General features: G+C 57.3%; 14 protein-coding genes and 1 pseudogene. 13 read left to right on the top strand and 2 right to left on the bottom strand.

The window, feature by feature from the left end; translation table 11 throughout:
- Positions 1–58 precede the first annotated feature (58 nt).
- The 10 genes from QZ268_RS04645 (at position 59) to QZ268_RS04600 (ending at position 9,504) form a co-directional block, all read left to right on the top strand.
- Positions 59–493 (top strand): AsnC family transcriptional regulator, encoded by a 435-nt coding sequence (locus QZ268_RS04645; RefSeq protein WP_295448746.1) that lies wholly within the window; start codon positions 59–61, stop codon positions 491–493.
- A gap of 103 nt (positions 494–596) precedes the next feature.
- Positions 597–3,674, top strand: a complete 3,078-nt coding sequence (locus QZ268_RS04640; RefSeq protein ID WP_295448743.1) for a valine--tRNA ligase — start codon at positions 597–599, stop codon at positions 3,672–3,674.
- Positions 3,675–3,870: 196 nt separating this feature from the next.
- Positions 3,871–4,164, top strand: a complete 294-nt coding sequence (locus tag QZ268_RS04635) for a DUF1330 domain-containing protein (RefSeq protein WP_295448740.1) — start codon at positions 3,871–3,873, stop codon at positions 4,162–4,164.
- 159 nt (positions 4,165–4,323) lie between these two features.
- The gene (locus QZ268_RS04630; protein WP_295448737.1) at positions 4,324–4,791 is read left to right on the top strand and encodes a TerB family tellurite resistance protein; all 468 of its coding nucleotides are present in this window, start codon (positions 4,324–4,326) and stop codon (positions 4,789–4,791) included.
- The gene (locus QZ268_RS04625) at positions 4,784–5,224 is read left to right on the top strand and encodes a TerB family tellurite resistance protein (RefSeq protein ID WP_295448734.1); all 441 of its coding nucleotides are present in this window, start codon (positions 4,784–4,786) and stop codon (positions 5,222–5,224) included. The genes QZ268_RS04630 and QZ268_RS04625 overlap by 8 nt, the downstream gene beginning before the upstream one ends.
- Entirely contained in the window at positions 5,221–5,988 is a 768-nt protein-coding gene (locus QZ268_RS04620) for a PhnD/SsuA/transferrin family substrate-binding protein (RefSeq protein WP_295448728.1), read from the top strand. The genes QZ268_RS04625 and QZ268_RS04620 overlap by 4 nt, the downstream gene beginning before the upstream one ends.
- Before the next feature lie 137 nt (positions 5,989–6,125).
- The gene (locus QZ268_RS04615) at positions 6,126–6,914 is read left to right on the top strand and encodes an amino acid ABC transporter ATP-binding protein (RefSeq protein WP_295448726.1); all 789 of its coding nucleotides are present in this window, start codon (positions 6,126–6,128) and stop codon (positions 6,912–6,914) included.
- An 80-nt stretch (positions 6,915–6,994) separates the two neighbouring features.
- Positions 6,995–7,705: a transporter substrate-binding domain-containing protein gene (locus tag QZ268_RS04610; RefSeq protein ID WP_295448723.1), complete on the top strand. Its 711-nt coding sequence runs from the start codon at positions 6,995–6,997 to the stop codon at positions 7,703–7,705.
- Between the two features lie 114 nt (positions 7,706–7,819).
- Positions 7,820–8,701, top strand: a complete 882-nt coding sequence (locus QZ268_RS04605) for an ABC transporter permease subunit (RefSeq protein ID WP_295448795.1) — start codon at positions 7,820–7,822, stop codon at positions 8,699–8,701.
- Positions 8,698–9,504: an ABC transporter permease subunit gene (locus QZ268_RS04600; protein WP_295448720.1), complete on the top strand. Its 807-nt coding sequence runs from the start codon at positions 8,698–8,700 to the stop codon at positions 9,502–9,504. The genes QZ268_RS04605 and QZ268_RS04600 overlap by 4 nt, the downstream gene beginning before the upstream one ends.
- Before the next feature lie 135 nt (positions 9,505–9,639).
- Here QZ268_RS04600 and QZ268_RS04595 read toward each other — a convergent pair whose 3' ends face one another.
- Both QZ268_RS04595 and QZ268_RS04590 read right to left on the bottom strand, forming a co-directional pair.
- A complete protein-coding gene (locus QZ268_RS04595; protein ID WP_295448718.1) occupies positions 9,640–10,830 on the bottom strand; it encodes an NADH:flavin oxidoreductase/NADH oxidase family protein in 1,191 nt (396 codons plus the stop codon).
- Between the two features lie 100 nt (positions 10,831–10,930).
- Positions 10,931–11,964: pseudogene (locus QZ268_RS04590) on the bottom strand (IS1595 family transposase).
- 292 nt (positions 11,965–12,256) lie between these two features.
- Here QZ268_RS04590 and QZ268_RS04585 point away from each other — a divergent pair.
- Genes QZ268_RS04585 through QZ268_RS04575 form a run of 3 tightly spaced genes read left to right on the top strand, consistent with a single transcriptional unit; the run spans position 12,257 to position 15,675 of the window.
- The gene (locus QZ268_RS04585) at positions 12,257–13,576 is read left to right on the top strand and encodes a glutamine synthetase family protein (protein ID WP_295448715.1); all 1,320 of its coding nucleotides are present in this window, start codon (positions 12,257–12,259) and stop codon (positions 13,574–13,576) included.
- A gap of 60 nt (positions 13,577–13,636) precedes the next feature.
- The gene (locus QZ268_RS04580; RefSeq protein ID WP_295448713.1) at positions 13,637–14,317 is read left to right on the top strand and encodes a type 1 glutamine amidotransferase; all 681 of its coding nucleotides are present in this window, start codon (positions 13,637–13,639) and stop codon (positions 14,315–14,317) included.
- Positions 14,317–15,675, top strand: coding sequence for a glutamine synthetase family protein (locus tag QZ268_RS04575; protein ID WP_295448710.1), 1,359 nt, complete (start codon positions 14,317–14,319; stop codon positions 15,673–15,675). The genes QZ268_RS04580 and QZ268_RS04575 overlap by 1 nt, the downstream gene beginning before the upstream one ends.
- Positions 15,676–15,726: the final 51 nt, after the last annotated feature.

Below are 15,726 nucleotides of genomic sequence, written 5' to 3'. Positions count from 1 at the left end.
TATCCCCCGGCATTTCGACTAGGGTGACGAAAAATTTCGGCAAATTGCAGGCCACAGCATGAAAACAGACGAAACTGACCAGCAGCTTTTGACCCTGTTGCGAGAAAACGCCCGCCGCCCGGTCTCCGATCTTGCCCGTGCGCTTGGGCTCGCCCGCACCACGGTGCAGGCCCGGATTGAGCGGCTGGAAACCACCGGCGCGATTGAGGGCTATACTCTGCGCGCCTCGGCGGCGACGCGCCCGCCGTTGCAGGCCACGGTGCTGATCTCGATCGAGCCGCGCTCTGGCCCCGAGGTGCTGTCGCGGCTGCGCAGCCTGTCGGGGGTTGAGGTGGTGCATACCACCTCCGGGCGGTTTGATCTTTTGGCCCAGGTGGTGGCCCAGACCACAGCCGAGCTGGATCAGACCATAGATCGCATTGGCGAGGCCCGTGGCGTGCGCTCCTCCGAGAGCCTGATCCATCTGGCCACCAAGCTGGATCGCACCCCCTAGGCGCTGGCCTTTTTACCTGCAAACCCAGCGATGGCTTTCCCTTTGCCTGTCCATTCGTTATTGGATGCAGCAACCCGAATTCAACCGACGCAGGACGACCCTCATGGCACTGGACAAGACATTCGACGCGGCCGAAGCTGAAAGCCGCCTATACAAAGCCTGGGAAGAGGCCGGCTGCTTTAAAGCAGGCGCCAATGCCAAGCCTGAGGCCTCGACCTATTGCATCATGATCCCGCCGCCAAACGTCACCGGCGTTCTGCACATGGGCCATGCTTTTAACAACACGCTGCAGGACATCCTGATCCGCTGGAAGCGCATGCAGGGCTTTGACACCCTGTGGCAGCCGGGATGTGACCACGCAGGTATCGCGACGCAAATGGTGGTGGAGCGCGAGCTGGCCAAAGAAGGCAAGAAACGCACCGACTTTAGCCGCCCTGACTTCCTGGCCAAGATCTGGGAATGGAAAGAGCAGTCCGGCGGCACCATCATTGAGCAGCTCAAACGCCTTGGCGCCTCCTGCGACTTTGACCGCACCGCCTTTACCATGGCAGGCGCAGCTGGCGACACCCGTACGGGCCACGAGAACTCGCCCAATTTCCACGATGCCGTGATCAAGGTTTTTGTGGAGATGTACAACAAAGGCCTGATCTATCGCGGCAAGCGCCTGGTCAACTGGGACCCGCATTTTGAAACCGCGATCTCGGATCTGGAGGTCGAGAACATCGAGACCCCCGGCCATATGTGGCACTTCAAATACCCCCTGGCAGATGGTGCCACCTATACCTATGTCGAGAAGGATGAGGACGGCAACGTCACGCTGGAGGAAGAGCGCGACTATATCTCCATCGCCACCACACGTCCCGAAACCATGCTGGGTGACGGCGCGGTTGCGGTGCACCCCTCGGATGAACGCTACGCGCCCATCGTTGGTATGCTCTGCGAAATTCCCGTTGGTCCCAAGGCGCAGCGCCGCCTGATCCCGATCATCACGGACGAATACCCGGATAAGGACTTTGGCTCTGGCGCGGTGAAAATCACTGGTGCGCATGATTTCAACGACTATCAGGTCGCCAAGCGCGGCGGCATTCCGATGTATAACCTGATGGACACCAAGGCCAATATGCGCAGCGACGGCGCGCCCTATGTCGAGGAAGCCACCACCGCACAGGCGATTGCCAATGGCGAGGCAGAATTCACCGAGGCCAGAATCGCCGCGATGAACCTGGTGCCGGAAGAATATCGTGGCTTGGATCGGTTCGAGGCCCGCAAGCGCGTGGTGGCCGATATCACCGCCGAAGGTCTCGCCGTGATGGTCACCGAGACCAAAACGGTCAAAGACGAGGACGGCAACGAGACTGAGGTCTCGGAGGTCGTGCCTTATGTTGAGGCCAAGCCAATCATGCAGCCCTTTGGCGACCGCTCCAAAGTGGTGATCGAGCCGATGCTGACCGACCAGTGGTTTGTTGAGACCGACAAGATCGTCGGCCCGGCGCTGGACGCGGTGAAAGACGGCACCGTCAAGATCCTGCCTGAGAGCGGCGAGAAGACCTATTATCACTGGCTGGAAAACATCGAGCCCTGGTGCATCTCGCGCCAGCTGTGGTGGGGCCACCAGATCCCGGTTTGGTATGGTCCGACCAAAGATGCTCTGGAAGATTTCGACAACTACAAAGGCACTTCAAGAACTTTCTGTGGGGCGACAGAAGAAGAAGCAATTGCACTCGCGCAGGCTTACTACGGTGAGAGCGCAACTGTTTCCGTTGACGCAGAGGGAACTGAATTCGAGTACATGACAATGTACGAAAATGAAGGTGACACCGAAGGTAGTTCGACAGTTTCTCTGACCCGCGACCCCGACGTGCTGGACACCTGGTTCTCTTCTGGCCTTTGGCCGATTGGCACCCTGGGCTGGCCCGAGTGGACCGAGGAAACCTCGAAGTACTTCCCAACCTCCACATTGGTCACCGGTCAGGACATCCTGTTTTTCTGGGTCGCGCGGATGATGATGATGCAGATGGCGGTTCTGGATCAGGACCTCCCCGTCGAGCAGCGCATCCCGTTTGACACCGTCTACCTGCATGGGCTGGTACGCGACGCCAAGGGCAAGAAGATGTCCAAATCCACCGGCAACGTCGTTGACCCGCTGGAAATCATCGACGAATACGGCGCCGATGCGCTGCGCTTTACCAATGCGGCCATGGCCTCCTTGGGTGGCGTGCTGAAACTGGATATGCAGCGTATCGCCGGCTACCGGAACTTTGGCACCAAACTGTGGAACGCGGTGAACTTTGCCAATTTCAATGAGGTCTATGACGAGGCCAAACCCGGCTACTCCTGCCCCGAGGCGAAGGCGGCGGTAAACCAGTGGATCATTGGCGAAACCGCCAAGGTCCGCGTTGAGGTCGACGCCGCGCTTGAGGCTTACCGCTTCAACGATGCGGCGCTGTCGCTTTATGCCTTTGTCTGGGGCAAGGTCTGTGACTGGTATATCGAACTCTCCAAGCCGCTGTTTGGATCCGAAGATGAAGCCGTGATTGCCGAGACCCGCCAGACCCTAGGCTGGGTACTGGATCAATGTATGGTGCTGTTGCACCCCATCATGCCCTTCATCACCGAAGAGCTGTGGGGCAAGACCGCCAAGCGCGACACTATGCTGGTGCATCAGGACTGGCCCACATATGGGCTGGAGCTGGTCAACGAGGCGGCGGATACGGAAATGACCTGGGTCATCACCACCATTGAAAACATCCGCTCGGCCCGCGCCCAGATGAACGTGCCTGCCGGCTCCAAAATCCCGATGGTTGTCACCCAGTTTGATGATGCTGCCCGCGCCGCCTGGGAGGCCAACGAAACCATGATCAAAAAACTCGCCCGCGTGGTGAGCCTGGATCAGGTGGAGAGCTTCCCCAAAGGCTGCGCCAGCGTTGCCGCCCCCGGTGCCAGCTTTGGCCTGCCCCTGGCCGATATCATCGACGTGGACGCGGAAAAGGCGCGGCTGGAGAAAAACCTCGGCAAACTGGCCAAAGAACTTGGCGGGCTGCGCGGTCGGCTCAAGAACCCCAAATTCGTCGCCTCGGCGCCGGATGAGGTGGTGGCAGAGGCCCGCGAGAACCTCGCCTTACGCGAAGAGGAAGAAGCCAAGCTGCAAGACGCCCTGTCGCGCCTGCAGGAAATTGAATAAGGCAACCGCCGCTCTCGAACGGATACGCACCAAAAAACGCCCGCCACCGCGCGGGCGTTTTTCATATATGTGACGTATATTTTTGATATTTTTTGGTATTTTCACGCGCCTACGGGGAAAATGTCTGACAGCTCACCATTGTCTTTGCCGTGGTTCTGTATCAGCTTGTTGCAAACTGCATGAGGGAGTTCTGAAAATGCCAAAGGGCTATTGGGTCGCGCATGTCGATGTTGACGACCTGGACCGGTACAAGGAGTATGTCGCAGCCAATGCCGCACCTTTTGCCGAGTATGGCGCACGCTTTCTGGTACGGGGTGGGCCTAAAGAGGTGCGCGAAGGTGCGATGCGCGCCCGCACCGTGGTGATCGAATTCAAGGATTTCACAACAGCAAAATCCTGTTATGATAGTGTGTCTTATCAAGACGCCAAAGCGCTACGTGATCCGGTTTCTACCGGCGACATGGAGATTATCGAAGGCTACGATAGCTAACATCAACAGATTGACCAGCTGGCACATTCTGGGGTTCCCAGCGCGTTGACTGGTCAGGTTCCCGGGTCAGAGATATCGACCCAACCATCGATTAAAATAGTTTGGCCAGCTGCGTTTCGCCGCCGCCACCGGCCCCTAGATCCACGGAGTATCCCTGGCATGCTCAAGAAACTTTTTCAGGCCTTCCGGCCCAACGATCCGCCGGCCCTTCCTGATCCGGATGCCGAACTGGCTTTGGGGGCTTTGCTGGTGCGCGTCGCAAAATCGGACCGCGAATATAAGCTGGAAGAGATCAGCCTGATTGATCGGATCCTGTCGCGACTGTATCAACACGACGCCCTTGAGGCTGCCAAGGTCCGGGCGACCTGTGAGAAATTGCATTCCGCCGCCCCCGAGACCGACACCTTTGGCCGCCTGATCCGCGAGACCACCGGGCTGGACGAACGTCTGGCCGCCCTGGATGCCCTGTGGGAAGTTGTGCTGGCCGACAATAATGAACACGAAGGCGAAGTTCGCATTCTTGAAGAGGCCTATAAGGCGATGGGCCTGTCCTTTGCAGACAATGAGGCCGCGCGGACAAAAGCCCAGGTCAAGCTCCTGGCAAGCCAAGGGGACAATAATGTTTAAAGAACTTCTGGCCCGCCTTTTGGCTCCCGCACCAGAACCATTGACGGATGAAGGCGCCCGCATGGCGCTTACTGCGCTATTGGTCCGGATCGCCCGCTCTGATCAAAACTATTCTGAAGTTGAGAAAGACCGCATTGACCGCATTATCTGCTCGCGGTTTGACCAGGATACTGGGGGCGCGATCATTCTGCGCGAACAGGCCGAGGCAATGGAGGCCGAGGCCCCCGATACGGTGCGCTTCACCCGCGCCATCAAAGAGGCTGTCAGCCTGGAAGATCGCATTGGTGTCGTCGAAGCCATGTGGCAAGTGGTACTGGCGGATGGTCACCGCGACGCTGGTGAAGATGCATTGATGCGGCTCACCGCAAATCTTCTGGGCGTCAACGACCTGGAAAGTGCCCAGGCCCGCAAACGGATGGAGGCAGCCATATGATTGCCTTTCTCGGCATGTATGACAGACCTGAAACCGCTGCGGCCAATGACCTGCTCTGGTCTGCCATTCGCAACAATCTGGAAAACGGGCCGGCGACCCTTTCCCGCGAGATTGAGCCCTGGTCGGCCTGGAGCTCACCCGACCTTTTGTTGGCGCAGACCTGCGGCTGCCCCTTCCGTACCCGATTGTATGGCGAGGTCGAACTGGTCGGCACCCCGGACTATGGCCTGCCAGATTGTGCGCCCGGGTTTTATCGCAGCGTATTGATCGCCAAAAAATCCGCCGCCAGCCCACGGCTGGAACAATTCGACCGGGGGCGTTTTGCCTATAATGATGCCTTGTCGCAATCCGGCTGGGCAGCCCCGCTGATCCACCTGCAAGACCGCAATATCCTACCGGGCACCCTAATCGAAACCGGCAGCCATCGCGGCTCTGCCCAAGCGGTGGCCGAAGGGCGCGCTGATTTTGCCGCTCTCGACCTGTTGTCCTGGGAGATGATCCAGACCTACGATGATTTTGCGGATGAACTGTCCGTTGTTGATCTCACTGTACCAACCCCTGGCCTGCCCTTTATCACCGCATTAAACCAGGACCCTACAGCGCTGTTTCTGGCGATAAAATCCGCAATTGACTCTCTGGATGAAACGACGCGCGCCACTCTCAGGCTGAAAGGGTTCTTGCACATTCCAACCAGCGAGTACCTGGCAGTGCCAACGCCTCCGGGGCCGGTCCTGACAGGGCTAAAGATCAAGGCACGCGGTTAGTGCACAGCTGCCCATTTCGAAGACTGTGACCTCCCTTCCGTGCAGTTATCCTGAATACTTCCCGGTTTTGACATTGCATTCAGCCATTTTTTCGGTCCAATTAGAGCGAGTTTTTTTCACAACTGGGCGAAACCGTTTTGACCACACTGGCACCTGTACTCGAGATCCGCGACCTGCATAAATCTTATGGAGAGCTGGAAGTTATCAAAGGTGTCAACATCACTGCCCATCGCGGGGATGTTGTGTCATTGATCGGCTCCTCCGGGTCGGGGAAATCGACCCTTTTGCGCTGCTGCAACCTGCTGGAAAACAGCCAGGCCGGAGAGATCAACTTTAAGGGAGAGCCCATCACCTGGTCCGGCAAAGGGCTGAACCGTCGTCCCAGTGATGCCAAACAGGTTCTGCGTATTCGGACCAATCTGTCGATGGTGTTTCAGCAGTTCAATCTCTGGGCCCATATGACCATTTTGCAAAATGTGATGGAAGCCCCGGTCACGGTTCTGGGGCGCGATGCCAAAGAGGTCGAGGCCGCCGCGCGCCAATATCTGGACAAGGTTGGTATTGGCGACAAATGGGACGCCTACCCGGCGCAGCTGTCTGGCGGCCAACAGCAACGTGCAGCCATCGCGCGGGCGCTGTGCATGGAGCCCGAGGCCCTGCTGTTTGACGAACCCACCTCGGCGCTGGATCCTGAGTTGGAACAGGAAGTGGTCAAAGTCATCAAGGACCTGGCCGGCGAAGGCCGCACAATGATGATTGTGACCCATGATATGAACCTCGCCGCTGATGTGTCAGATAAGGTGGTGTTTCTGCACCAGGGCCTGATCGAGGAACAGGGCACCGCCGATGAGGTCTTTGGCAATACGCAATCCGAACGGTTGCGCAACTTCCTGGCGCCGACCCGGCACCTGCGCGCAAGCCGTTAGCCCCTTCCCTGAGGCCCGATCCGGGCCTTGGAGACGACAAGAACAAACCAAAACAGAAACCAAAAACTGGGAGTATCACCATGAAATCACTCATTCTGACCACCGCAGCGCTTGCTTTGACCGCAGGCATGGGCCTGGCTGACACAGTCCGTCTGGGCACCGAGGGTGCCTACCCTCCCTACAACTTCCTGAACGACAACGGCGAAGTGGACGGTTTTGAGCGCGAGCTGGGCGATGAGCTGTGCAAACGCGCCGAGCTGACCTGCGAATGGGTCACAAATGACTGGGATTCCATCATCCCCAACCTGCTGTCGGGCAACTACGATGCCATCATCGCCGGCATGTCGATCACACCTGAGCGGAAAGAAGTTGTTCAGTTCACCCAGGGCTACACACGCCCCTCGCCTTCCGCTTTTGCCGCCCTGTCGGCAGATGTTGATCTGACCTCCGCCGTTATCTCTGCGCAGGCCTCGACCATTCAATCCTCGCATGTCGCGGGCACCGGCGCGACGCTCGTCGAATTCCCCACACCGGATGAAACCATTGCCGCAGTAAACGCAGGCGAAGCAGATGCCGTCATGGCCGACAAGGACTTCCTGCTGCCCATCGTTGACGAAACCGATCTGCAGTTTGTAGGCGAAGACGTCTTCTTGGGTGATGGCATCGGCATGGCCTTCCGCCAGTCTGATACCGACGTCATTGCCAAGTTCGACGCGGCAATTGCTTCAATGAAAGAAGACGGTTCGCTGAACATGCTGCTCGACAAATGGGAAATCGAAGGCAAGTTCTGAACCTTTTGATCCCTAAACACTAATAAAGGGGGGCGCCGCGCCCCCCTTTGCCCTTGACCGCAACGGTGCATTCAGATCCTCGCGCCATCGGTCCCGATCCCCACGAGGTCCGCCATTTTCTCCTTTTGCTCTGACCCGGCCACTCTCGAGACTTTCCAGTGGATGAGCTGCTATCTCACCACCGGTAAGCACATGGCCTTTTACATGTCGTTCGGGACGGTTCTGTTGCTGTTGGCACTTGCTGCGCCTGCCGCACTGCTGTTTGGTTTTGGCGGCGCCATGGCCGCGCGGGCGCGTTTTGCGCCGCTCAGCTGGTTGGGACGTGGCTATATCGCCATTGTGCGTGGCGTGCCGGACATCGCCTTTTTCCTGTTTTTTGTCATCGCATTGGATCAGGCGCTGGAATATCTGCGCCATAAGGTCAAATGCCCGGATTGGGATCAACCCATTCGCCAGGGCAGCGATTTCATCGTCTGCGATATTGCCAAGCTGCCACTGGGGGATTCTGCGCAATGGATCCATGAAGTCTATGGTTTCACCATTGCGGTTGTGACCTTTGCCATTGTTTTTGGGGCCTTCGCCGCCAATGTGCTTTATGGCGCGATGCAGGCGGTGCCCCATGCACAAATCGAAACAGCAGAGGCCTATGGGCTCAACAATAGCCAGACCTTTTGGCGCATTCTGGTGCCACAAATGTGGACCTATGCCCTGCCCGGTCTTTCCAACCTCTGGATGGTCCTTATCAAGGCCACGCCCCTGCTGTTCCTGCTGGGGGTTGAGGATATCGTCTATTGGGCCAAGGAACTCGGCGGCTCCAAAACCGCCAGGTTCACCGCCTATCCCCATACCGATTGGCGCACCTGGTACTTCCTTGGATTGCTGATCTTTTATCTCAGCTTTACCAAGGTTTCCGAACTGGTTTTGAACCGCATCACCATCCGCCTGTCCCATGGTCAAGCCACCCTGGCTGGCGAAGCGCAAAGGAAAGCGTTATGAGCTGCTTTCAAACCGTTCAGGACTATGCGTTCCGCTCGCTTGGCTATGGCGAACGGATGCTGCCGCGCAGTGATTTCACCCTATGTGAGCATTTCACCCTGATCGGCTCGGGGATGATCTGGAACGTCTACTATGGCGTCCTTGCGATCGTGACTGGCTTCTTCTTGGCCAATCTCCTGGCGGTGGCAAAGAATGCCAGTTCGCCCTGGGCCCGTAAACCTGCTGAATGGTTCATCTTTCTGTTTCGCGGCTCGCCCCTGTTCATCCAGTTCTTCTTTGCTTACTTCCTGTTCCTCAGTCTGAAAGGCGTATCAAGCGTCTTTGATCCGCTGTCCTCGGCCTGGGCTGGCGCGCTCATCGTGTTGTTTCTGAACACCGCCGCATATTCCGCCGAGATCTTCTACGGGGCGCTGCGGTCGATCCCCAAAGGCGATATTGAGGCTGCAGATGCCTATGGGCTGACCGGCTGGCCGCGGTATCGCAAGGTGATGTGGCCAACCATGATGCGCCTTGCCTGGCCCGCCTATACCAATGAGGCGATCTTTTTGTTTCATGCCACCACCCTGGTTTTTGTCTCGGCCTTTCCAGCCTGGCGCCAAAAAGGCGATGCGCTCTACTATGCAAAGTATTTTGCAGATAAGACCTTCAACCCCTTTGTCCCCTACCCTATTCTGGCCTTCTATTTCATCCTCCTGACCCTGATGGTGATTGCCCTGTTTGGGCTGATAAACAAGCGGCTGAACCGGCATCTGCCGCGGGGACAGCGCCCCAAGTTGAAATACAGACCCAATTTCATGCGCTAAAAGAACAAAAACTGACCTAATTATCCACCAAACGGAGTCTGGTCCAAAATCGCTGACCGTATGGCTATACGGTAAAGAACCCCAATGTGGGACAAGCGACAGAAATGCTGCCAGCCGATTGACCAAGCGACTGGCCTAACTCTCAAAATGGCGCAACCAGATTTCTGTTCGGATATCGTCACGCGTTTGATAATTTTCGATGGCCTGCCCAAGGTCGCCAGCTTCGTCTGTCTCTTTGTCAGCTCCGATTTCCGTCAGCCGCATCGTATACCACGCCGTTACCCCGCCCTCCGGCGCATCTGAAAACCGTGGAAAGGCGGGCTCTGGCGTCTGGTCTTTCATCCAAAGATTGGGAAGGGCCGGTTCAAGAACGAGCGCACGAGCCAGGCCGACTATATCAACTGCGCCGCTCGTGACCGCCTCCGCTGCCTGCGACCGCGTTTTGAAGCCCCCGGTCAACATCAAAGGCTTGGATCTCACCGTTCGGGCGCGTTTGGCGAATGCGATGAAATATGGCCCACTTCCAGCGCTGTCAGAAGCAGATTTAGCGCCAGGGAAATACGTTCCACCGCTGATGTCGATTAAGTCGACCGATGATGTGTCCAGAGCGGACACGACCTGAAGCGCATCGTCTTCGCCAAGCCCGCCTTCAAGTTGGTCTGAAGAGTTAAGCTTCACCGCGATTGGAAAGTGAGGACCGACCGCCGCGCGTGTTGCCTCAATGGTTTCAAGTAGAAGTTTCATACGGTTGGCGATAGATCCACCATATCCATCGCGGCGCTTATTGAACAAAGGCGACAGAAACTGGCTGAGCAGAAAACCATGTGCTGCATGTATTTGCACGCCGCCGAAACCAGCCCGCTTTGCCAATATAGCTGTCTTGGCAAAGTCTGCCGAAACCTGATGGATTTCATCTTGCGTTAGCGCCTCGCAGCGCAGGCTTGGTAAATCGAGAGCGCTTGGCCCCTTCGGATTGCTGATCGGTGCGTATGCAAGCGCCCCAGCATGACCGAGTTGTAGCCACAACTGCGGGCCGTTTTGACTACCGTGCGCGGCAAGGTCCCTAAACTTGTTTAAGTCCGAAACTGCGTGAAGCACCAGATTTCCGGGCTTTTCGGCAAAGTGCGAAGTCGCTTGAACTTCGCCAATAATCGATACGGCCAGCCCTCCTTCCGCCCATCGCTGATACAGCCTGTTTTGTTCGGGCGTTGGGTGACCGGTGCCGTCGCCCAGAGAGTCCGACGTTGCAGATTTTGCAATCCGATTTTTCAAGACAACGCCACATGGCAATTCAAGCGCCTGAAACAGAACCTCATTTTGTTGCATCCGAACAGCTCCTGTAAAATCTCAGCAATTGATAACACATCAATGAGTAGTTTTGGCGCGGCAACCCAATGAAGGTTTAGGCTCTAAGCCGCCGTCGATCTTATGGCCAGGTCAAACCCCATTCAGGCGTGCGGGGCATTTGCCGACCAATCGCACAGCAGAGAAGCCCTCTCATCTGTTCGACGACAAGTATTAGCTTCCACGTTGTTGTCGTGACTGTCTTTGCGTCTGATTTCATCAGTTTCTGCCAGACCTTCACGGCTGGCTGACGATGGTTGCAACGCCACAGGATCTCGTCGAGGTATCGCTGAAGGTGCTTTCGTCCAGGGCGATGAAATACTCCGACAAAGGCGCGCCGGACCTGAGACTTGACGGCTTCCACCGTATTGATGTGCACCCCGAGACTGGGACGGGAATACTGTCGAGCACCGTGACTGACCGTATGATGTGCAGCAAATGTTTTGCCGATTTTACGATAAGCCCTCTTGCCATCCGTCATCAGAATAGGCTGCGGTTCCATCCATTCTTTCATGATTGGCCCAAGTGTTGCGCCTTGGGCGTTCCGAAACATGGTCGCCTTGGCTTGGCCATTGCGTTCAGCGGCAACCAGAACGACAGGCTTTTTGGTGCCGCGCCCCGGCTTGTTTTTGACCCTTTTCTTGAACTTAGGGGCACCTCCCACGAAGGAAACATCGACCTCGACTATGCCGCCCAACGGACTGGCGATCCCTTCTCTGTCGGCCATCAGTTCACGAATGGCCGACAGAGTTCCCAGGCAGTTTTTTGGTTCACGCCCAGGATTCGTGACATGACGACCGAGCAGATCCCCTTTCTTGATGTCAGCACGAGAAAGATCGCGACAATCCACACTCGAAGATCAAGTTTGGTCGAGTGCATTGGCATTCTTGTGGTTAGGGTGAATTGACGGCGACATTCGTCGCTCGGAACATTGATACAGTCCCGCACGCGCAGATTGACCGCGAAGCGCAACAGACCGCACACTGCGGCAGTGTGGACAATACCGGCCGGTGGGCCAGACCATTTCTTCGAGGAAGACGGCCCGTGATGTTCGCTCGCCATTTTCTTCCAAATGTCCCTGACGGATTTCGGTTCCGTGATCATGTCGGCACTCAAATGACTTGGAGCCGACAATATTGGCCAACTACATTTTGCCCGAAGGGAACAATTTATTTCGCGCGAAATGGTGACATGTCCGAGGTTTTTCTATGGTTTCATAGCTATGGCTCAACCAATGCTTCTTTTCGTGGATAATGGAAAAAATGAACGACATGATGGCTCCTTCCGGGGCCATTTTTTTGGCGGTTTTTAGGGCTTCCACGTCTTGATGCAAACTTTTGATCAAATTCTCTTGGCTCATGCAAAAACCTGCAGTACAACAGAGGCACCGCTACCAAGGAGCCGCCCCATGGACCTGTCCACGCTGAAGACCATCCGCATCGCCGCCTGTGATGTGAACGGACAGATGCGCGGCAAACGCATGCCTGCCGCACAGGCGGGAAAACTGGCCGATGGCGCGGCGCGGATGCCGGTTTCTGCCCTCAACGTGGATATCTGGGGACGCGACATCGAAGACAGCCCGCTGGTGTTTGAAACCGGCGATGCCGATGGCATCCTCAAGCCAACACAACGTGGCCCGGTGCCGATGCCCTGGCTGGACACTCCGTCGGCTCTGGTTCCGATGATGCTGGAAACCGACGATGGCGCGCCTTTTCTGGGCGATCCACGTCAGGTTCTGGCACAGGTGCTTGACGGCTATGCGGCGCGCGGCTGGACGGTGATGGCCGCCACCGAAATGGAATTCAATCTGGTGGATGACAGCGGCGCGCAACCCGGCCCACCAGCGCATCCCCACACCGGGCGAAAGCTCAGCCAGCAGTCGGTATTGTCACTGGAAGAGCTGGACGCCTTTGATTTGTTTTTCACCGACCTCTATGCCGGCGCCGAAGAGATGGGCATCCCGGCACAATCGGCAATTTCTGAGGCCGGGTTGGGCCAGTTCGAGATCAACCTGAACCATCAGGATGCCCTGCGCGCGGCGGATGATGCCTGGCTGTTCAAAGCCCTGGTCAAAGGCCTGGCGCGAAAACACGGCATGGCGGCCACCTTTATGGCAAAACCCTATGCCGAGGAAGCCGGCAATGGCATGCATGTGCATTTCTCGGTGGTGGATGCGCAGGGCAACAATGTCTTTGATGATGGATCCGCAACCGGCACCGACCTGCTGCACCAGGCGGTCGCGGGATGCATCGCGGCGATGCCAGCCAGTACGCTGATCTTTGCGCCACATGGTAATTCCTATGCCCGCCTGGTGCCCGGTGCCCACGCCCCGACCGGAGCTGCCTGGGCCTATGAAAACCGAACCGCAGCCATCCGTATTCCCGGCGGCAGCCCCAAGGCGCGGCGCATTGAGCACCGCACCGCCGGTGGGGACATCAACCCCTATCTGATGCTTTCTGTTGTTCTGGGTGCCGCCCTGCTGGGCATCACTGACAAAATGGTGCCGCCCGCCGCCTCCAGTGGGAACATCTATGAGCAGACCGATCTGCCACAGCTGGCGCCCGATTGGGAAACCGCCATTGCCCGGTTTGAAGAAAGCCCGCTGATCGCACGGATCCTACCGCAGATGATGATCCGCAACCTGGTGATGACCAAACGCCAGGAACTGGCGGGCTTTGCCGCCCTGCCGACAGATCAACATTGGCTCAGCTGGTTGGACGCGGTATGAACACTGTCAGCCCCGATGCGCGGCCCCACCCCATCCCCTTTTGATCAAATCTGGTGAATTATGAAAATCGGCATCCTGCAAACCGGCCACGCGCCTGAAGATCTCATTCAGGACTCGGGCGACTATGACCAGATGTTTTGCACTCTCCTGGCGGGCAATGGTTTTGAGTTTGAGACCTTTGCAGTCGTTGACGGCCAGTTTCCCGCAAATGCCGATGCCGCAGATGGGTGGATCATCACTGGCTCGCGCCATGGTGCCTATGAACCCCACGACTGGATCCCGCCGCTCGAAGAGCTGATCCGTGAGATCCATGCCAAGAAACAGCCCATGGCCGGGATCTGCTTTGGCCATCAAATCATCGCCCAGGCGCTTGGCGGCAAGGTGGCCAAATATGAGGGTGGCTGGGCCGTTGGCCATGTTACCTATGAGCAGGACGGCGTGCCTTTGACTCTCAACGCCTGGCACCAGGATCAGGTGATCGAGCGTCCCGCCGGGGCCCGCGTGCTGGCCGGAAATGAATTCTGTGAAAACGGCATCCTCGCCTATGGTGACCATATCTGGACCCTGCAGCCGCATCCCGAATTCAGCAATGCGTTCACCAGTGGCTTGATCGACAAACGGGGCCGTGGCGTGGTGCCGGACCAGATCCTTGATCAGGCCAGCCAGCAGCTCGACACCCCCGTAGACTCCCCCGCAATTGCAAATTTCCTCGCAGAATTTATGAAGAAAGAGAGGACTTGATGTCATCTTGGCTAGACGACCTTCCCGAAGCGGCAAAGCTCTATCTGGAGGGCCGTCGTCTCGACGAAGTTGAATGCGTTATTTCGGACCTTCCCGGTATTGCCCGGGGCAAGGCAGTACCGGCATCCAAGTTTGCAAAGCAGGACTACTTTCACCTGCCCGACAGCATCTTTTACCAAACCATCACCGGCGATTGGGCCGAGGCTGCGGATGAGGATGGCTGGATCGAAAAAGACATGACCCTGCACCCGGATATGTCCACCGCCACGGCGGCGCCCTGGACCGGGGACTGGACCCTGCAGGTGATCCATGACGCCGTTGACCGTAACGGCGATCCGATCCCCTTTAGCCCACGCAACGTGCTGAAGCGGGTGGTGCAGCTCTATCACGATCAGGGCTGGGATCCGGTTGTGGCACCTGAGATGGAGTTCTTCCTGGTGGCGCGCAATGTCGATCCTGCCAAAAAGATCGAACCCATGATGGGGCGCTCTGGCCGCCCTGCCGCCGCTCGCCAGGCCTATTCCATGACGGCCGTGGATGAATTTGGCCCTGTTATCGACGATATCTATGATTTTGCCGAGGCCCAGGGGTTTGAAATCGACGGCATCACCCAGGAAGGCGGCGCCGGCCAGCTGGAGATCAACCTGCTGCATGGTGATCCGGTCAAACTGGCGGATGAGGTGTTCTATTTCAAACGGCTGATCCGCGAAGCGGCACTGCGCCATGATTGCTTTGCCACCTTCATGGCCAAGCCGATCGAGAATGAGCCCGGCTCGGCGATGCATATCCACCATTCGGTACTGGACCGCAAAACCGGCAAGAACATCTTTTCCGCAGAGGATGAGTCCGAAACGGATGCGTTTTTCCACTTTATTGCCGGGCTACAGAACCATCTGCCGGCAGGGATCGCGGTGATGGCACCCTATGTGAATTCCTACCGACGGTATGTCAAAGATCACGCCGCCCCGATCAATCTGGAATGGGCGCGCGACAATCGCACCACCGGCATCCGCATTCCGCTCTCTGGGGCTGCGGCACGGCGGGTTGAAAACCGCATTGCCGGCATGGACTGCAACCCCTACCTGGGCATCGCCGTCTCTCTGGCCTGTGGCTATCTGGGACTGATGGAAAAGACCCACCCAGAGAAACAGTTCAAAGGCGATGCCTATGAGGGTGAAGGCGATATTCCGCAGGTTATGGGCAGTGCCCTCGATCTGTTTGACACCGCCACTGCCTTGCACGAAGTACTGGGCCCTGAATTTGCCCGGGTCTACAGCATCGTCAAACGCGCTGAGTATGAGGAATTCCTGCAGGTGATCTCCCCCTGGGAGCGCGAGCATCTGCTGATGAATGTCTAGGGCGCCAACATAAACTCTGGCGTCGCCTTGAGAGGGGACGCCAGTGCAATC

The sequence above is a fragment of the uncultured Pseudophaeobacter sp. genome (genome assembly GCA_905479575.1).
GTDB lineage: Bacteria > Pseudomonadota > Alphaproteobacteria > Rhodobacterales > Rhodobacteraceae > Pseudophaeobacter.
This window is presented reverse-complemented; position numbering and strand designations above follow the sequence as displayed.